The sequence below is a fragment of the Mesorhizobium sp. LNJC405B00 genome (assembly GCF_000502615.1).
In the GTDB taxonomy this organism is placed as follows: domain Bacteria; phylum Pseudomonadota; class Alphaproteobacteria; order Rhizobiales; family Rhizobiaceae; genus Mesorhizobium.
Genome location: NZ_AYWC01000006.1, coordinates 1 through 16,168, shown reverse-complemented (window position 1 = coordinate 16,168; position 16,168 = coordinate 1). Strand labels below are relative to the sequence as shown.

The following is a 16,168-nucleotide window of genomic DNA, read 5'->3' as shown; positions in this document are numbered from 1 at the left end:
AATCCCGCCGGTCCCAACAATGGGAGACACAAGCATGCAGTTGAAATCGACCGCCACGGCGCTCGGCCTGTCGCTGCTGGCGATGACCGGCATTGCCCGCGCCGAGGGCGAACTCCAAATCTACAATTGGGGCAACTACACCAGCCCGGACCTGATCAAGAAGTTCGAGGAAAGCTACAAGGTCAAGGTTACCGTCACCGACTACGACTCCAACGATACGGCTCTGGCCAAGGTCCGCCAGGGCGCTTCCGGCTATGACATCGTCGTTCCATCGGCCAGCGTGATGCCGATCTGGATCAGCGAAGGCCTGCTCTTGGAAACCGATCCCAACACGATGGAGAACTTTAGAAACGTCGATCCGAGATGGGTCGACGTGCCGTTCGACCCCGGCCGCAAATATTCGGTGCCGTGGCAATGGGGCACGACCGGCATCTCGGTCAACAAATCGGTCTATGCGGGCGATCCGAACACCTCGGCGATTTTCCTCGATCCGCCGCCGGAACTCGTGGGCAAGATCAATGTCGTGCCCGAAATGGGAGACATCATGTTCCTCGCCATTGCCTATGAGGGCGGTAAGTACTGCACCGACGACAAGGTGCTTTTGAAGAAGGTGCATGACAAGCTCATCGAGGCGAAAGCGAAATGGCTGTCGCTCGACTATGCGGCCGTCGACGGTCTCGGCAGGGGCGACATTGCCGCCGGCGTCAACTGGAACGGCATATCGCTGCGCGAGCGGCTGGAGAACGACAAGATCGTCTACGGCTATCCCAAGGAGGGCTTTCCAATCTGGATGGACAATGTCGCGGTGCTCAAGGATGCCAAGAACGTCGAGAACGCCAAGCTCTTCCAGAATTTCATCATGGACCCCAGGAATGCAGCGATGATCTCGGCCTTCGCGCACTACGCCAATGGCATCAAGGGCTCCGAGCCCTTCCTGCCGGCCGATATGAAGGGCGCGCCCGAAGTGGATGTTCCGGCCGAATTTGCCGACAAGGGCCAATTCATGTCGGCCTGTCCCGCAGACGTCCAGGCGCTCTACACCAGGATCTGGACCGATCTGCAGAAATAGCAGCGCCGCCGGCCGAAGCTGACCAACATCGGGCCGCGCATCGCGGCTCGGCCATCCCCAATGCCAGATGCCGTAAAGCCGCCGCGGGAGATTTTTTATGTCCGATCTCGACCTTTGCTACATGCCGGCCAGCGAGGCGTTGCGGCTGTTCAAGGCGAAGAAACTGTCGCCTCTGGAACTGATGCAGGCCACCATCCGCCGCGCCGAGGCAACCAAGGCGACGATCAACTGCCTCACCTTCACGCATTTCGACGAGGCGATGGATCTCGCCGGAAAAGCCGAGGCGAAATACGCCAGAGGCGCCAGGACCGGCGCGCTCGAGGGCCTGCCGATCGGCATCAAGGATGAGAGCTACATCAAGGGCAAGCCGACCTCGCATGGCTCGCTGCTGTCGAAGGATGCCATTGGCGGCCATACCTCGACGATGAACGAGCGTGTCATGAAGGCGGGTGGTATCGTGCACGCCCGCACCGCGACGCCCGAATTCAGCTGCGCCGGCTATACCTGGTCGAAGCGCTGGGGCGTCACGCGCAACCCCTGGAACCCGGATTTCACGCCGGGCGGTTCGTCGGGCGGTTCGGCGGCAACGCTGGCCTCCGGCACGTCGTCGATCGCAACCGGCTCGGACATAGCGGGCTCAATCCGCATCCCTGCCTCGGCCTGCGGCCTGGTCGGCTTCAAGCCGCCTTACGGCCGCAATCCCGATGAGCCGCCGTTCAATCTCGATTTCTACTGCCACACCGGGCCCTTGGCCCGAAACGTCGGGGATGCGATCCTGCTGCAGAACGTCATGGCCGGGCCGAGCCCGCTCGACATCGCCACGCTGCGCCCGAAACTGCGCCTGCCGCTCGACTACAAGCCGATCAAGGGTTGGAAGATCGCATTCTCCATGGATCTCGGGTCCTTCGAGGTGGATGCGGACGTGCGCAAGAACACGCTCGCTGCCTGCGATGTGTTCCGCTCGCTCGGCGCCACCGTCGAGGAGGTGGACCTCGGCTGGGGCGACGAGGTGCTCAAGGCCGGCATGGCCTATCTCGAACATCTCTTCGGCGCCTCGCTGTCGCCGCTGCTCGCCAAGCACGGCAAGGACATGACCAGCTATGCCAGGCAGTTTGCGCAGGACGGCCAGAAGTCGAAGGCCACGGACTTTGTCGCAACTTTGGACGTGGCGGCCAGGATGTACCAGACGCTGGGGCCGTTGCTGGAAAAATACGATGTGCTGATCTGCCCGACCAATGCGCTTCCCGCAGTGCCGGCGGAATTCGATCAGACCAAAGGCAAGGTCGAGATCAATGGACGAGAGGTGAACCCGTCGCTGGGCTGGGTGATGACGACGCCGTTCAACATGCTGAGCCGCTGCCCGGTTCTGTCGATCCCGTCGGGCCGCGCCGCCAACGGCGTGCCGACAGGCATCCAGATTGTCGGCCGCACCTATAGCGACGCTGACGTGTTCCGGGCGGGTATGGCCTATGAGACGGCTCGTGGTCAGTGGTACACGAATGCCGGGACACGCCCGGCGCTGTGAGTCCGCAGGGCGCCGGCATGCCAAGGCAGCGGCGGGATGTTTCGGCTGCCGGGGAAAGGCCTGACAATGGCGCAACGCATAGCCACTCCGGATGCGGGAAAAAGCAAGGCGGCCAAGGGTGCGGCGAACGACGCCGCGCCCAAGGACCGCCGGCGCGAGCGCGGCGAAGCGAGCGTCCAGCGCATCATCGACGCCACCATCGAGCTCATCGCGGAGGAGGGGCTGGCCAGCGTCACCATGCAGCGCATTGCCGGGCATGTCGGCTCGTCCAACGCACTGGTGGTCTTTCATTTTCGCAGCAAGGAGAACCTGTTCCGGGCCGTCCTGCAATATCTCAGCGACCAATATGACGCGCTGTGGCTGACGCTGGTGCGGGCGCCCGGCCTGTCGCCGGTCGAGCGGGTCTTGGGCGCGGTCGATTGCGCGCAGCGCTTTGCCCGGCAGCATCCAAAATGGGTTTCGGTCTTCGTCGTCTTTTCCAGCGACCGCAAGAGCATGCAGATCTACAATGAAATCGGCCTGCCGAGCGATCTCGCCTACACGGCCGAAGCGCGCGAACTGCTGATCGAGATTTCGCGCAGCGGCGGTTACACCGGCGTCGACATAGACACGCTGTCGGAGAGCCTGAATTATCTGGTTCACGGCGCCTGGTATTGGGACCATCTCAACCCGTCCAGCCGCGACACCGACGTGCTGCGCAAGACCATGCTGCTCCTGCTGCACCAAGCCTTTCCGCGGCATTTTTACCTGGGGTGAGATGCGGCCATTGCGAGCGACGGAAAGCGTCCTCTGCAAACCTAAACCCGAAAATCTCTACGATGCCTTGATCTCTGTAAAAATGCTTGCACAATCCAGAGGTGCGATTTAAACAACCTAAGGATGCATTCGAGGGTGGGTAGATGTGGCAATGGCTGATACTTCTGTTGCTGATTGGTGTGCCGGTTTTCTTCGCCGTCCGGTCGTCGCGCAAATCCTCACAGAGCCCAGATGACCTCGTGGGGTTCGGCGGCTGGCTGATCCTGCTGGCGATCAGTCTGTCCCTTTCGCCGTTGCGCACACTTGTCGATATGGCCAGTCTGGTCAAAACCTACCAACAGCTTGTTACAGTGCCCAACGGGGCCTTGGCCATCTATGGCGAGGCAGCCCTCAATCTGGCATTTCTGGTGCTTCAGCTGGTCGTGCTTGTTTCGATGCTGCGGCGAAGCCACCGCTTCCCGCAGCTGTTCATATGTCTGTGGTTTGCGATCCCTCTCTTGTTCATACTGGACGCAGTTTGGATATCGATTGTGCTTGGTGTCCCGGTAAACCGTTTGCTTGCCGGAGGGGCTCTGGTTACACCTTTGGCATCCTTCATAGTCACAGGGATCTGGGCCGCCTATGTATACAGGTCGGTCAGGGTGAGAAACACGTTCGGCGATACGGCGGCCATACAGGCCGCGACATTTTCCTAGAAGGTCCGACGGCTGCGAGTTGGCCTGATGTCGTGCTGCCAGCTCCGCCGAATAGAACCGTCGGCAGTCCTCCTTCGTCTAACGAGCTTTGGGTGGCCTGCCACCCGAAGCTCGAAGAGCGAAGGGGTGGTGCCCCCGGACGGAATCGAACCGCCGACCTTCGGTTTACAAAACCGCTGCTCTACCAGCTGAGCTACAAGGGCACGGCGCTCCGGTTAGCATATTTGGTGCGCCAGTAAAGACAAAACTCCGTTTTCGATCGCTGATGGACGCCGCCGAGGTGGGCGGGCCGCCATGCTGAAAACCGCCAATGCGATCCCTACATATCTCTCAGGTGCAAACGCATCGAACGGGGTGTCGCATGATCAGACTTGTCATCATCCTGCCGCTTGTCGTCATTGCCTGGCTGCTTGCGGTGAAGCTCATCAGGGACGTGAAGGCCGCCAATGTCGACTGGACCGGCATCGCCGCCATCGTCGGTTTTATCGCGATGGCGTTTTGGCTGCGGCATGTGACTGGGATGGGATGAATGGTGAATGGGCAAACGCCTTTCGGACCATTGACTATTCACAATTCACCCAAAGCCTTCGAACCTTTCACCACGTCACCGCAACTGATCTCCAGAGGCGAATGATCGCCTCGATCAAGGAGATCATCATGTTGAAGCGCACTCTTACTTCGGGCCTGGTCGCCATCTTCCTCGCCAACGGCGCGCTCGCCGGTACCGTCCAGTCGTCCTCCGCTCACGGCCATCATCACCACCATCACAAGCACCACGACAAGCCCTGGTGGTGGTGGAACCATCACCACAAGCATCATCACCACAAGCATCATCATCACCACGGGAAGGTGATCATCTTCCTTTGAGCGAGACGACCTGCCTCGCGGAAAGGGCGGCTTCAGCCGCCCTTTTTTGCGTTGAGCTCTCGATCGATCAGATCATGGTTTCCATCGGCTGATTCCAGCCTTCAAGAAAATCCCAAATTTCTTTCGAACCTTTTTCCGCGCCGAAACGACAGATGATCAAGAGGCGGATGGATCGCCTCTCGCAACGAAACAAGGAGATCGTCATGTTCACGCGCAAAATCGCTTCTGCCCTCATCGCCAGCACCGTCGCCGCCACCTCGCTGGTCGGCACCGTCCAGCCGTCGGCCGCCCACAGCCATCACCACAACCGCGAAATCGGCATCGGCATCGCCGCCGGCGTCGGCGGGTTCGTGCTCGGCAGCCTGCTCAACCAGCAGCCCCGCACCGTCTATGTCGACGACGAGGGTGGCTCCTGGCACGTCCGCCGCTGCGCCAACCGCTACGCCAGTTACGATCCGTACTCCGACACCTATGTCGGCTATGACGGCTACCGCCACTATTGCCGCCTTTAAGAGGAGGCACGCCCACACGGAAAGGAGGGGCTGTACGCAGCCCCTCCTTCCTGATTTGAGCGCGCCGCGGTGCGGGCTACGGTTTGGAGATCGGCAATCCCGCTGCACGGCAGATGCTGGCAACACTCGCATTCTGCGATTGATCCCCCATGGCGATGAGTTCGAAGCTGCTTCCTTCATCCGGATAGATCTTGGCGGCGAACGGTTGGTCTGTTGTATGACCACCGGACGACGTCTTTGCAGCGACATGGCCGCAGACCAGGATTTCGCGGCGGCCGTCGAGCGTTCGCTCGCCGGCACGCATCGTGCCGAATTTGGCGAACGCAGGATCCTGCAAATGCTGACGAATGCCGATCGTGATTGTCTCCTCCAAAGCAAGCGAGATCGGAATCTCGTTGACTTGCTGAGGGACAGGCTCGGGCTCGGGCGCTGTCGCCACGCATCCGCACAGTGAAGCGGTGAGCAAAAGCGCAAGCGTTTTCCTCATTATGACCGGATCCCGCCGATCATCTTGGTCACCTCAACTGCGGCATCACGCACCAGCGGCCCGATCTCGTCCAGCCGCTCCGGCGTCACCCGCACCGTCGGGCCGGACACGGAAATACCGCCGATCGGCTCGCCGAATTCGTTGAAGATGGCGGCGGCCACGCAGCGCATGCCGGGATGCCGCTCCTCGTCATCGACCGACCAGCCGCGGTGCTTGATGACAGCGAGGTCATGAGCGAGGGCCGAAATGTCGGACAGTGTCTTGTCGGTGAAGCGCTGCAGGCCCGACTTGCGCAGGATGGCGGCGACGCGTTCCGGCTCGAGCTGCGCCAGCACCGCCTTGCCGATGCCCGAGGCATGGAAGGAACTGCGCGTGCCCGGGCGGAAGAAGGCGCGGATCGCCTGATGGGTCTCGACCTGGCTGACGAAAACGACGCAATCGTCCTCGGCGACGCCGAGATTGGCGGTTTCACCGGTCTTCTCCATCAATTCCTGCATGACCACGCGGGCCCGGTCGACAAGCTTGCGGCGGCGCAGGAAGGCGGCACCCATGCGGTAGGTCTCGACGCCGATCGACCACAGCTGGTCCGATGTATCGAACTCGACCATGCCGTGGTTCTGCAGCGTCGTCAGCATGCGGTAGGCGGTGGACGCCGCGAGCTCGCTACGCGCCGAAATCTCGCTCAGCGACAGGCCACTGCCTTCAGCGACGATGGCCAGGATGCGCAAGGCCCGGTCCAGCGACTGTACAGAACCGGCCTCGGACGGACCGTTGAAAGCGCGCGGCCGGCCGCGCTGGCGTTTTTCGCTGGTTTCCATGGCGGCATTGTCGCCGGTTTCGCCGAAATCGCAATGAAAAACTTTTTCATCGATTTTGATGGCCGGATTTATGGAAAACGAAGAAGCCAGGCGAATCAGTGTATAGAAGCGGTTTTCTCGAAATGAAAAATTATTCTGAAAAAATTGAAAAATGAAAACGACACTGGCATTGTCAACCAACCAACAATCTTGAGGAGGCTGGACATGGCCAGGATGCGCGCTGTCGATGCAGCGGTTCTCGTTCTCGAAAAGGAAGGCGTTTCCTGCGGCTTCGGCGTGCCGGGCGCGGCGATCAATCCGTTCTATTCGGCGCTGAAGGCGAGGGGCTCGATCCGCCACATCCTGGCGCGCCATGTCGAGGCGGCCTCGCATATGGCCGAAGGCTACACGAGAGCCAAATCAGGCAATATCGGGCTGTGCATCGGCACGTCGGGCCCGGCCGGCACCGACATGGTCACCGGGCTCTATTCGGCGGCGGCGGACTCCATCCCGATCCTGTGCATCACTGGTCAGGCGCCGCGGGCACGGCTCAACAAGGAGGATTTCCAGGCGGTCGATATCGCCGCCATAGCCGCACCCGTCGCCAAATTGGCGGTCACGGTCATGGAGCCCTATCTCGTGCCGATGGCGCTGCAGAAGGCATTTCACCTGATGCGCTCGTCGCGACCGGGCCCGGTGCTCATCGACCTGCCGGTCGACGTGCAAGTGGCCGAGATCGAATTCGATATCGATGCCTATGAACCGCTGGTCCCGTTCAAGCCGGCAATGTCGCGCGCCCAGGCCGAAAAGGCCTTGGCGATGCTCAATGCCGCGGAAAAGCCGCTGATCGTCGCCGGCGGCGGCATCATCAACGCCGATGCGTCGGATCTGTTGATCGAATTCGCCGAGATAACGGGCGTGCCGGTCATCCCGACGCTAATGGGCTGGGGCGCGATCCCCGACGACCACCGGCTGATGGCCGGCATGTGCGGGCTGCAGACCTCGCATCGCTATGGCAATGCGACGATGTTGGAAGCCGATTTCGTCTTTGGCATCGGCAATCGCTGGGCCAACCGCCACACCGGTTCGGTCGATGTCTACACCAAGGGCAAGAAATTCATCCATGTCGACATCGAACCGACCCAGATCGGCCGGGTGTTCGCGCCGGATCTCGGCGTCGTCTCGGACGCCGGTGCGGCATTAAAGATGCTGCTCGACGTCGCCACCGAATGGAAGACGGCAGGAAAGCTGCGCGACTGGTCGGGCTGGGCGAAGGAATGCCAGACCNCCAGACCCGCAAGAAGACGATGAAGCGCAAGACGCATTTCGAGCAGGTGCCGCTGAAGCCGCAGCGCGTCTATGAGGAGATGAACAAGGCGTTCGGCCGTGACACCACCTACGTCACCACGATCGGCCTCTCGCAGATCGCCGGGGCGCAGTTCCTGCATGTCTACAAGCCGCGCAACTGGATCAATTGCGGCCAGGCCGGCCCGCTCGGCTGGACGCTGCCGGCAGCGCTTGGCGTGCGCGCCGCCGATCCGGATCGCACCATCGTGGCGCTGTCGGGCGACTACGACTTCCAGTTCATGATCGAGGAACTGGCGGCCGGCGCACAGCACAAACTGCCGTATATCCATGTCGTCGTGAACAATGCCTATCTCGGCCTGATCCGCCAGGCGCAGCGCGGTTTTGCGATGGATTTCGAGGTGAGCCTGGCCTTCGAGAACGTCAACCGCGCCAACGATCCGGAGGCCGGCTACGGCGTCGACCATGTCGCGGTCGCAGAAGCGATGGGCTGCAAGGCGGTCCGGGTGCGCAAACCGGAAGAGTTCGCCGGCGCGTTCAAGGAAGCGCAGCGGCTGATGAAGGAATACCAGGTGCCGGTGGTGCTCGAATTCATCCTCGAGCGCGTCACCAACATTTCCATGGGCACGGAAATCGACAAGATCACCGAATTCGAGGACCTTGCCGAAAGCCATGAGGATGCGCCGACGGCGATTGTGTTGCTCGATTAGGCGCGCCGATATTCAGGTGAGACAGGCCTACAAACGGCGCCTTCCTGCGCTTCCGGTGCTCACGTACAGAAAGTACGTTCCGCTCCGGTTCTCGAAAGTCACCGTTTTCGACTCTGCCTGACCTGAATCTCAACACGCCTAGGGCCAAGCAGAAGATGGAGAAAAAGAATGCCGCGTTTTTCAGCCAATCTGTCGATGCTCTTTGGCGAGCACGATTTCCTCGACCGTTTCGATGCCGCCGCCCGCGCCGGCTTCAAGGGCGTCGAATATATCGGCCCCTATGATCATGCGCCCGAGATCGTTGCGGCGCGGCTGAAGAAGAACGGCCTGAACCAGGTGCTTTTCAACCTGCCGGCCGGCGACTGGGGCAAGGGCGAGCGCGGCATCGCCGTTTTGCCCGACCGCGTGCCGGAATTCCGGCAAGGCATCGCCAAGGCGATCAGCTATGCCCATGCGCTGGGCTGCGAGCAGGTCAATTGCCTCGCCGGCATCGCACCGCAGGGCGCGGATCGTTCGGTGCTGGAAAACACCTTTGCCGAGAACCTGGCGTTTGCGGCCGAGAAACTGGAGCAGGCCGGCATCCGGCTTTTGATCGAGCCGATCAACACGCGTGACATCCCGGGCTTCTTCCTGAACTATTCGGAGCAGGCGCTGGCGCTGATCGAGCGCGTCGGCTCGAAGAACCTGTTCCTGCAATACGACATCTATCACATGCAGATCATGGAGGGGGATCTCGCCCGTACCATCGAGGCCAACCTCGGCCGCATCGCGCATATCCAGCTTGCGGACAATCCCGGCCGTCACGAGCCGGGGACGGGCGAGATCAATTATCCGTTTCTGTACGAGCATATCGACCGGATTGGGTATGCCGGCTGGGTGGGGGCTGAGTACAAGCCGAAGGCGGGGACTGAGGCTGGGCTGGGGTGGTTCCGGGAGTTCAACGGGCAGGGGAGTGCTGCGGCTTAGTCGTCGCAGCCCCCTCATCCGGCCCTTCGGGCCACCTTCTCCCCGTTGGGGAGAAGAGATCGCCGAGGTTGGCGTCAGCCTCTTCTCCCCAACGGGGAGAAGGTGGCCGCGTAGCGGTCGGATGAGGGGGCGTTTCACGCAGTCATTTGGAGAAAAACTATGGAAACCATCGGCTTCATCGGCCTCGGCATCATGGGCGCGCCGATGGCGGGGCATCTGCTCGATGCCGGCTACACCGTCATCGCCAGCGACCACCGTTCGAAGCCGCCGGCCGATCTCGTCGCTAAGGGACTGGAGACCGTCAGCGGCCATACCGCCGTGGCGAAGGCCGCCGACATCATCATCCTGATGGTCCCCGACACGCCGCAAGTGGCCGACGTCCTGTTTGGCGACAACGGCCTTGCCGCCGGCCTCGCCAAAGGCAAGCTGGTCATCGACATGAGCTCGATCTCGCCGATCGAGACCAAGGTCTTCGCCAAGAAAATCAACGATCTCGGCTGCGACTATCTCGATGCGCCGGTGTCGGGCGGCGAGGTCGGCGCCAAGGCGGCGTCGCTGACCATCATGGTCGGCGGCGAGGAAAGAGCCTTTGAGCGCGCAAAACCCGTCTTCGAAAAGATGGGCAAGAACATCACGCTTGTCGGGCCGAACGGCGTCGGCCAGACCACCAAGGTCGCCAACCAGATCGTCGTCGCGCTGACCATCGAGGCGGTCGCCGAGGCGCTGGTCTTTGCCTCGAAGGCCGGCGCCGACCCGGCCAAGGTCAGGCAGGCGCTGATGGGCGGGCTGGCGGCTTCGCGCATCCTCGAAGTGCATGGCGAGCGCATGGTCAAGCGCACCTTCGCGCCGGGTTTTCGCATCGAACTGCACCAGAAGGATCTCAATCTGGCGCTGGAAGGCGCCAAGGCACTCGGTGTCTCGCTGCCCAATACGTCGACGACGCAGCAGCTGTTCAACTCATGCTCGGCGAATGACGGGGCAAAAGAGGATCACTCAGCGCTGGTTCGTGCGCTGGAGCGGATGGCGGGGCATGAAGTGGGTGAATAGTGAATGGTGAATAGTGGCGGTAAGAACGCTTTTCCATTCACTATTTCACCATTCACCCTCCAAGGAATTTCCGTGCCGCATAAAGGCTCACCGCCGCCGCATTCGACACGTTGAGCGAGCGGATGGCGCCGGGCATGTCAAGGCGGGCGAGCGTGGTCACCGTCTCGCGCGTCTTCTGGCGCAGGCCCTTGCCTTCGGCGCCAAGCACCAGCGCGATCTTCTCGCCTGAAAAACCCGTTTCGAGTTCGGCCGGCCCGTCCGAATCGAGGCCGATGGTCTGGAAGCCGGCTTCGTGCAGCTGTTCCAGCGCGTCGGCGAGGTTCTTCACCTCGATCTGGTCGATATGTTCCAGCGCGCCGGAGGCGGATTTGGCCAGCACGCCGGATTCCTGCGGGCTGTGGCGGGCCGTGGTGATCAGCGCACCGGCGCCGAAGGCGACCGCCGAGCGCAGGATGGCGCCGACATTGTGCGGGTCGGTGACCTGGTCGAGCACCAGCACCAGTTTGGTATCGCCGAGCGCGTCAAGGCGCTTGGGCTTCAGCGGCTCGGCCTCGATCAGCACGCCCTGGTGGACGGCGTCCGAACCGGTGATCTTGTCGATGTCCTTCGGCTCGACCAGTTCGGCCTTGAACGGCAAAGCGGCGAGGTCGGCGATCGCCAGCCGCTCGGCGGCATTGCGCGTCACCAACATCTTTCTGATCCGCCGGCGCGGATTGTCGAGCGCGGCGCGCACCGTGTGCAGGCCATAAAGCCGCACCAGCCCGTCGGCGGCGTTCTCGCCCGGCGGCACCGGCTGGCGCGGCCGGAAGGCAGGCGCGCCGCCGGCCTTCTCGTCGCGATGGGCGCGGCGCAGCTTGGCGTAGTGGGTGTCTTTGGCGGTCTTGGGCGTGTTGTCATTGCTCATGGCCGGCTTCTATAGCCGCGTCGCCGGGCCATGGATACAGGCAGAAAGCCGGCTTGCCGGGTGAGCTGTCAAAATCAGCGCATTTTGCCTTGGGGTGCGGTTGACACCCACTGGCCTTGCCGCCATAAGGCGCTTCGCTGATTTCGGACAAAACCCTGGTTTCGACCTGATCGGCGAGAATGCCTCGTTGCAAGGCTTCGACGGCAGGCTGGAGAGGTGCCCGAGTGGTTAAAGGGGACGGACTGTAAATCCGTTAGCTTAGCTTACGTTGGTTCGAATCCAACCCTCTCCACCACTGCCAGCCCGCGAACCTTGAGGACGATGCGGGTATAGCTCAGTGGTAGAGCAGCAGCCTTCCAAGCTGAATATGCGGGTTCGATTCCCGCTACCCGCTCCAAACTCCCCACTCCGCATCAGATCTCAGCGAATATCTCGACAACGTTGCCGTCCGGATCGCGGAAGAACACTGTCCTGTGGCCCCATTCCTGGTCGGTGAGCGGCAGGACCGGCTGCACGCCCTTGGCCTGAAGCGCCTCGGCGCAAGCAGCGACCATCTCCGGCGCCACCCGGAATGCCAGCTGAAGCGACAGCGCATCCCGCTGCTGCGGCGTGTCGTTGAACATCATGCCGAGGCTGGTCAAGGCCAGCGTGTTCGGGCCGACCCGATATTCGATCCACCTGTCGCCGAGTTCGCGCTGCAGATCAAATTCCATCACATCCCCGTAGAAGTGCCGCATGGCGGCCATGTCGCGGGCGAAGATGACGGTGTAGTCGATCTGACGGATTTCATTGAGCGCATTCATTGTCGAAGTCCCGTGGGCTGATGTTCGATCGCCCGCAACCTAGCTTTCCTTTAAAGTAGTACAAGACTATAGCTTATACTGGTATCGGAGGTGACTGCATGCCATACGACGGCCCGCGGCACGATGAGCTTGCCCGCTTCCTGCGCGAGCGGCGGGACCGCTTGCCGCGGATCGATGGCGCCAATGGCCGCCGCCGGGCGCCGGGCCTCAGGCGCGAAGAGGTCGCCGCCGAGGCGGGGATCAGCACCACCTGGTACACCTGGCTCGAGCAGGGACGGGAGGTGAACGCGTCGCCGCAGGTGCTTCGCTCGCTGGCGCGGGTGCTGAGACTGAGCCGGTCGGAGCAGGCCTATCTCTTCCAATTGGCGCGGCCCAATCTCGATTGGCGAAACCGGCTCGGCGCGCAAGGCCTGCCCAGCGCGCCGTTGCTCAGCCTGCTCGACGGGCTGGCGCCGCACCCGGCATATGTCGTCAATCGCTACTGGCAGGTCGTCGCCTGTAACCATCCGGCGGCGGTGCTGCTTGGGGATTTCGAGACGGATGATGAGTGGTCCGGCAGCCTGCTCGCCCGGCTGTTTCTCGACCTGGAATGGCGGCAGCGCTTTGTCGACTGGCCGGAGGTTTCGCGCTCGGCGGCGGCGCAGTTCCGGCTTGCCACTGTCGCCATGACTCGCGATCCGGTGCTGGCTGCGCTGGTTTCGTCACTGGAAGCGGCAAGCGAAGCGTTCGCCACGTGCTGGAACAGCCGCGACATCGCCGAGCCACCGATCTGGCGGAAATCCATCCGGCACCCTGTCGCCGGCGCGATGTCGTTCGATTTCGCCACGCTGCAGCCGGGCGGCCGCGACAGTGATTTCTCGGTTTCCGTCTACACGCCGGTCGATGCGTCGACTGCCAGGCGGTTCGCGGCGCTGGTCGCAGCAACGCCCGACAGCCGCAAGGCGGTGCCGGGCGTGTTTGCGCGTGATGCAGGCGCAGAAGTCTAGCTGTTGAAGGCGGACGCGACCTGGTGTTGCTGCGGCACCTGTCCGTTCGGCGTCAGTCTGTCGACAATGCCGGGCAGGGCTGTGGACAATTGCTTGAGCAACTCCTGCTCGTCCAGTCCGGTCCTTTGCGCGATCTCTCGAATGACCTGCGGGCCGATCGCCTTGCCGAGATCATTGGCGTTGATCGGCTGGTTCTGTCCGGTGCCGACCCAGGAGTCAGCGACATTGCCTTGGCCGGCAGTCTTGAGCTTGTCGAGCAGTCCGCCCAGTCCGCCAAGCAGGCCGCCATCCCCTGAGGCCGTGGTTCCGGTGGGGGCTGGCGTTTGAGGCTGGGCGGGCTCGCCCGTCTCTTCGGCACTCGTCTGTTCGGCGCTTCTGCCGCTCAGCATCTTTCCCACCAGCAGCGCGCCGAGCGCGATCATCAGCGGTTTGGTGATGTTGCCGCCAGGTACGGCGTTGTCAAAAAGTCCCATAGGTCAATCCTCCATAACGACCAAGCCCGTCCCGCCGGCTACAATGGAGCATGCGGGCGGAAATTCAAGTTGGCTTGAGCTTTTGACAATCATGTGACCATGATCGGCCGGCGGGGGAATGGAGAGGAAAAATGGGCATTATCAGCTGGATCATCCTCGGCGTCATCGCCGGCTTTATCGGCAGCAAGATCGTCAACAAGACCGGCCAGGGCCTGATCATGGATATCGTGCTCGGCATTGTCGGCGCCATCGTCGGAGGGCTGATCTTCAGCGCCTTTGGCGCCACGGGTGTGACCGGCCTCAACATCTGGAGCCTGATCGTCGCCGTCATCGGCGCGGTGGTCGTGCTGTGGGCCTATCACCAGTTCTCCGGCAAGCGAACGCTTTAGGCGCCAGTCTGCCGACTGGTTGACCGCAGGCCGGCCGAACCTGCTTCGACGCGTTGACTTGAAGGTCAGGCGACGACGGTCAGCCTTCGTTTGCGTTCATCGAGCGAGACGATGGTCAGCCCGCTCGCGACCACCAGCAGGATGCCGCAGACCGCCAGGGCATTCGGGAACTGCCCGAACACCAGCACGCCTGAGATGACCGCCCAGACGGTGAAACAGTAGTAGAACGGCGCCACGATGCCGGTCGGACCGACGCGATAGGCCATGAAGATGAAGAAATGGCCGAAGATCAGGAAGAATCCGGCGCCGGCCATGAGCAGCAGGTGCCGGGCTTCCGGCATCACCCAGCGCTCGGAAACGAGATGCGCGGCGCCCGCGCCGATCAGCACCACCACGACGGCGGAAATGGCGACGACCATGCCCGGCACCTCGGCCGCGACCCGCCTGCCGGCAAGATCGCGTGCCGCCGCCAATGCCGCGTTGCCGAGCGCCAGCAACGCATAGACCGAGATGCCCTGCATGGTCGGCTGGGCCACCATAAGCGCACCGATGAAGCCGAGCCCGATCAGCGCCATGCGCACGCCGCCGATCCGTTCGCCGAACAGGATGGAGGAGCCGACCAGCATCAAAAGCGGGGTGATCTGCCCGAGCGCGGTCGAATCGGCGATCTGCATGTTGGCCAGCGCCACGACGTAGCAAAGGATGGCCGCCAGCTCGAGCAGGTTGCGGCGCAGCACGCGTTTGTCGAAGATCAAAGGGATCTGCCTGCGATAGCCCAGCAGGAACAGCAGCGGCATGCCCCATAGCGTGGCCGCGACCCCGCGCAGGAACAGCACTTCATAGGACGGCAATCCCGCTGTGGCGAGCTTCATCATCGTGTCGTTGACGAGGTACGACCCCGTCGAAACGATCATGAACAGCGGGCCGCGTATGGAGGTCGGTATGAATTGCATGGGGCAACCAAATCAGACCGCCGCCGCAGCGGCAATGGGCCAGGCGCCGGCTGCAAATCCGGCAGGCAAAGGCCAGGACATGGGCGGGACAGGACATGGGCGGGAATAGCAAACAGGTGCTGGAGCCCGCAGCCCCCATTTCATTTCCGCTCGCGCGTTCCTATATCAGCGCCACATCCCCGCAATCGGATCATCGGTTGAGACCGAGTGGACAGCGCACCCGGCCACAAGGCACTTGTGTTTTTCGGCCGTAGTCGCTAATCGCCCCGCATTCGACTGAACTGAAGGTCAAGGCCGTCCAAGGAAAGAGACTATGGCAAAAGGTAAATTCGAGCGTAACAAGCCTCATGTGAACATTGGCACGATTGGCCACGTCGATCATGGCAAGACGTCGCTGACGGCGGCGATCACGAAGTATTTTGGCGAGTACAAGCGCTACGACCAGATCGATGCGGCGCCCGAAGAGAAGGCCCGCGGCATCACGATTTCGACGGCGCACGTCGAATACGAGACGGCAGCGCGCCACTACGCCCATGTCGACTGCCCCGGCCACGCCGACTATGTGAAGAACATGATCACGGGCGCCGCGCAGATGGACGGCGCGATCCTGGTCGTGTCGGCCGCCGACGGCCCGATGCCGCAGACCCGCGAGCACATCCTGCTTGCCCGTCAGGTCGGCGTGCCGTCGATCGTGGTGTTCCTGAACAAGGTCGACCAGGTCGACGATGCCGAGCTGCTCGAACTGGTCGAGCTCGAGGTTCGCGAGCTTCTGTCGAAGAACGAGTTCCCCGGCGACGACATTCCGATCGTCAAGGGTTCGGCGCTGGCTGCTCTGGAAGATTCCAACAAGACCATCGGCGAAGACGCGATCCGCGAGCTGATGGCTGCGGTCGATGCTTACATCCCGACGCCGGTTCGTCCGCT

19 protein-coding genes, 3 tRNA genes and 1 pseudogene are annotated in these 16,168 nt (G+C 62.3%); 15 read left to right on the top strand and 8 right to left on the bottom strand.

The window, feature by feature from the left end; all coding sequences use genetic code 11:
• Positions 1-34 precede the first annotated feature (34 nt).
• From X756_RS152360 to X756_RS152375, 4 genes are all read left to right on the top strand, one after another.
• Positions 35-1,069, top strand: coding sequence for an extracellular solute-binding protein (locus X756_RS152360; protein WP_023667462.1), 1,035 nt, complete (start codon positions 35-37; stop codon positions 1,067-1,069).
• Positions 1,070-1,166: 97 nt separating this feature from the next.
• On the top strand, positions 1,167-2,594 hold the full coding sequence (locus X756_RS152365) for an amidase (RefSeq protein WP_023729795.1): 1,428 nt from the start codon (positions 1,167-1,169) through the stop codon (positions 2,592-2,594).
• A gap of 66 nt (positions 2,595-2,660) precedes the next feature.
• The gene (locus X756_RS152370; RefSeq protein WP_023729794.1) at positions 2,661-3,350 is read left to right on the top strand and encodes a TetR/AcrR family transcriptional regulator; all 690 of its coding nucleotides are present in this window, start codon (positions 2,661-2,663) and stop codon (positions 3,348-3,350) included.
• 143 nt (positions 3,351-3,493) lie between these two features.
• Complete coding sequence (locus X756_RS152375; protein ID WP_023729793.1) at positions 3,494-4,045, top strand: DUF2569 family protein; 552 nt, start codon at positions 3,494-3,496, stop codon at positions 4,043-4,045.
• A gap of 127 nt (positions 4,046-4,172) precedes the next feature.
• Here X756_RS152375 and X756_RS152380 read toward each other — a convergent pair.
• Positions 4,173-4,248, bottom strand: a tRNA-Thr gene (locus tag X756_RS152380).
• Between the two features lie 158 nt (positions 4,249-4,406).
• Here X756_RS152380 and X756_RS1000000167400 point away from each other — a divergent pair.
• A complete protein-coding gene (locus tag X756_RS1000000167400) occupies positions 4,407-4,574 on the top strand; it encodes a hypothetical protein (RefSeq protein ID WP_023729792.1) in 168 nt (55 codons plus the stop codon).
• 128 nt (positions 4,575-4,702) lie between these two features.
• The gene (locus X756_RS152385) at positions 4,703-4,912 is read left to right on the top strand and encodes a hypothetical protein (protein WP_023729791.1); all 210 of its coding nucleotides are present in this window, start codon (positions 4,703-4,705) and stop codon (positions 4,910-4,912) included.
• 67 nt (positions 4,913-4,979) lie between these two features.
• On the opposite strand, the gene X756_RS1000000168740 is transcribed toward X756_RS152385, so the two are convergent.
• Positions 4,980-5,123, bottom strand: coding sequence for a hypothetical protein (locus tag X756_RS1000000168740; RefSeq protein ID WP_156941363.1), 144 nt, complete (start codon positions 5,121-5,123; stop codon positions 4,980-4,982).
• On the opposite strand from X756_RS1000000168740, the gene X756_RS152390 reads away from it, so the two are divergent.
• A complete protein-coding gene (locus X756_RS152390) occupies positions 5,116-5,424 on the top strand; it encodes a BA14K family protein (RefSeq protein WP_023667455.1) in 309 nt (102 codons plus the stop codon). The two genes, X756_RS1000000168740 and X756_RS152390, sit on opposite strands and share 8 nt — an antisense overlap.
• Positions 5,425-5,500: 76 nt before the next feature.
• Here X756_RS152390 and X756_RS152395 read toward each other — a convergent pair whose 3' ends face one another.
• A complete protein-coding gene (locus X756_RS152395; RefSeq protein ID WP_023729789.1) occupies positions 5,501-5,911 on the bottom strand; it encodes a hypothetical protein in 411 nt (136 codons plus the stop codon).
• Positions 5,911-6,729, bottom strand: a complete 819-nt coding sequence (gene bhcR / locus X756_RS152400; protein WP_023729788.1) for an HTH-type transcriptional regulator BhcR — start codon at positions 6,727-6,729, stop codon at positions 5,911-5,913. The genes X756_RS152395 and bhcR overlap by 1 nt, the downstream gene beginning before the upstream one ends.
• A gap of 204 nt (positions 6,730-6,933) precedes the next feature.
• Here bhcR and gcl point away from each other — a divergent pair.
• The 3 genes and pseudogenes from gcl to X756_RS152410 all read left to right on the top strand — a co-directional run bounded on the left by gcl (position 6,934) and on the right by X756_RS152410 (position 10,736).
• Positions 6,934-8,723: pseudogene (gene gcl / locus X756_RS01000000165450) on the top strand (glyoxylate carboligase).
• A gap of 168 nt (positions 8,724-8,891) precedes the next feature.
• On the top strand, positions 8,892-9,689 hold the full coding sequence (gene otnI / locus X756_RS152405; protein WP_023729787.1) for a 2-oxo-tetronate isomerase: 798 nt from the start codon (positions 8,892-8,894) through the stop codon (positions 9,687-9,689).
• Positions 9,690-9,848: 159 nt separating this feature from the next.
• Positions 9,849-10,736, top strand: coding sequence for a 2-hydroxy-3-oxopropionate reductase (locus X756_RS152410; protein WP_023729786.1), 888 nt, complete (start codon positions 9,849-9,851; stop codon positions 10,734-10,736).
• Positions 10,737-10,788: 52 nt separating this feature from the next.
• On the opposite strand, the gene X756_RS152415 is transcribed toward X756_RS152410, so the two are convergent.
• Complete coding sequence (locus tag X756_RS152415; protein ID WP_023729785.1) at positions 10,789-11,640, bottom strand: RNA methyltransferase; 852 nt, start codon at positions 11,638-11,640, stop codon at positions 10,789-10,791.
• Between the two features lie 210 nt (positions 11,641-11,850).
• Here X756_RS152415 and X756_RS152420 point away from each other — a divergent pair.
• Positions 11,851-11,935, top strand: a tRNA-Tyr gene (locus tag X756_RS152420).
• Positions 11,936-11,963: 28 nt separating this feature from the next.
• A tRNA-Gly gene (locus tag X756_RS152425) sits at positions 11,964-12,037 on the top strand.
• A gap of 16 nt (positions 12,038-12,053) precedes the next feature.
• Here X756_RS152425 and X756_RS152430 read toward each other — a convergent pair.
• Positions 12,054-12,443, bottom strand: coding sequence for a VOC family protein (locus X756_RS152430; protein WP_023688409.1), 390 nt, complete (start codon positions 12,441-12,443; stop codon positions 12,054-12,056).
• Positions 12,444-12,541: 98 nt separating this feature from the next.
• Between X756_RS152430 and X756_RS152435 the strand changes: the two genes are divergently transcribed.
• A complete protein-coding gene (locus X756_RS152435; RefSeq protein ID WP_023729784.1) occupies positions 12,542-13,429 on the top strand; it encodes a helix-turn-helix transcriptional regulator in 888 nt (295 codons plus the stop codon).
• Here the strand turns inward: X756_RS152435 and X756_RS152440 are convergent.
• Complete coding sequence (locus tag X756_RS152440) at positions 13,426-13,902, bottom strand: YidB family protein (protein WP_023681465.1); 477 nt, start codon at positions 13,900-13,902, stop codon at positions 13,426-13,428. The two genes, X756_RS152435 and X756_RS152440, sit on opposite strands and share 4 nt — an antisense overlap.
• Before the next feature lie 131 nt (positions 13,903-14,033).
• Between X756_RS152440 and X756_RS152445 the strand changes: the two genes are divergently transcribed.
• Positions 14,034-14,291, top strand: coding sequence for a GlsB/YeaQ/YmgE family stress response membrane protein (locus tag X756_RS152445; protein ID WP_023667446.1), 258 nt, complete (start codon positions 14,034-14,036; stop codon positions 14,289-14,291).
• A 65-nt stretch (positions 14,292-14,356) separates the two neighbouring features.
• Here the strand turns inward: X756_RS152445 and X756_RS152450 are convergent, their stop codons facing one another.
• The gene (locus tag X756_RS152450) at positions 14,357-15,244 is read right to left on the bottom strand and encodes a DMT family transporter (protein WP_023729783.1); all 888 of its coding nucleotides are present in this window, start codon (positions 15,242-15,244) and stop codon (positions 14,357-14,359) included.
• A 313-nt stretch (positions 15,245-15,557) separates the two neighbouring features.
• On the opposite strand from X756_RS152450, the gene X756_RS152455 reads away from it, so the two are divergent.
• On the top strand, positions 15,558-16,168 hold a 611-nt coding region (locus X756_RS152455; protein ID WP_023729782.1), incomplete at its 3' end, for a GTP-binding protein.

Excerpts from the sequence above, each read along its gene's own strand:
- X756_RS152360 (WP_023667462.1), top strand. The coding sequence starts at position 35 with ATGCAGTTGAAATCGACCGCCACGGCGCTCGGCCTGTCGCTGCTGGCG.
- X756_RS152365 (WP_023729795.1), top strand. The coding sequence starts at position 1,167 with ATGTCCGATCTCGACCTTTGCTACATGCCGGCCAGCGAGGCGTTGCGG.
- X756_RS152370 (WP_023729794.1), top strand. The coding sequence starts at position 2,661 with ATGGCGCAACGCATAGCCACTCCGGATGCGGGAAAAAGCAAGGCGGCC.
- X756_RS152375 (WP_023729793.1), top strand. The coding sequence starts at position 3,494 with ATGTGGCAATGGCTGATACTTCTGTTGCTGATTGGTGTGCCGGTTTTC.
- X756_RS1000000167400 (WP_023729792.1), top strand. The coding sequence starts at position 4,407 with ATGATCAGACTTGTCATCATCCTGCCGCTTGTCGTCATTGCCTGGCTG.
- X756_RS152385 (WP_023729791.1), top strand. The coding sequence starts at position 4,703 with ATGTTGAAGCGCACTCTTACTTCGGGCCTGGTCGCCATCTTCCTCGCC.
- X756_RS152390 (WP_023667455.1), top strand. The coding sequence starts at position 5,116 with ATGTTCACGCGCAAAATCGCTTCTGCCCTCATCGCCAGCACCGTCGCC.
- X756_RS152395 (WP_023729789.1), bottom strand. The coding sequence starts at position 5,911 with ATGAGGAAAACGCTTGCGCTTTTGCTCACCGCTTCACTGTGCGGATGC.
- bhcR (WP_023729788.1), bottom strand. The coding sequence starts at position 6,729 with ATGGAAACCAGCGAAAAACGCCAGCGCGGCCGGCCGCGCGCTTTCAAC.
- otnI (WP_023729787.1), top strand. The coding sequence starts at position 8,892 with ATGCCGCGTTTTTCAGCCAATCTGTCGATGCTCTTTGGCGAGCACGAT.
- X756_RS152410 (WP_023729786.1), top strand. The coding sequence starts at position 9,849 with ATGGAAACCATCGGCTTCATCGGCCTCGGCATCATGGGCGCGCCGATG.
- X756_RS152415 (WP_023729785.1), bottom strand. The coding sequence starts at position 11,640 with ATGAGCAATGACAACACGCCCAAGACCGCCAAAGACACCCACTACGCC.
- X756_RS152430 (WP_023688409.1), bottom strand. The coding sequence starts at position 12,443 with ATGAATGCGCTCAATGAAATCCGTCAGATCGACTACACCGTCATCTTC.
- X756_RS152435 (WP_023729784.1), top strand. The coding sequence starts at position 12,542 with ATGCCATACGACGGCCCGCGGCACGATGAGCTTGCCCGCTTCCTGCGC.
- X756_RS152440 (WP_023681465.1), bottom strand. The coding sequence starts at position 13,902 with ATGGGACTTTTTGACAACGCCGTACCTGGCGGCAACATCACCAAACCG.
- X756_RS152445 (WP_023667446.1), top strand. The coding sequence starts at position 14,034 with ATGGGCATTATCAGCTGGATCATCCTCGGCGTCATCGCCGGCTTTATC.
- X756_RS152450 (WP_023729783.1), bottom strand. The coding sequence starts at position 15,244 with ATGCAATTCATACCGACCTCCATACGCGGCCCGCTGTTCATGATCGTT.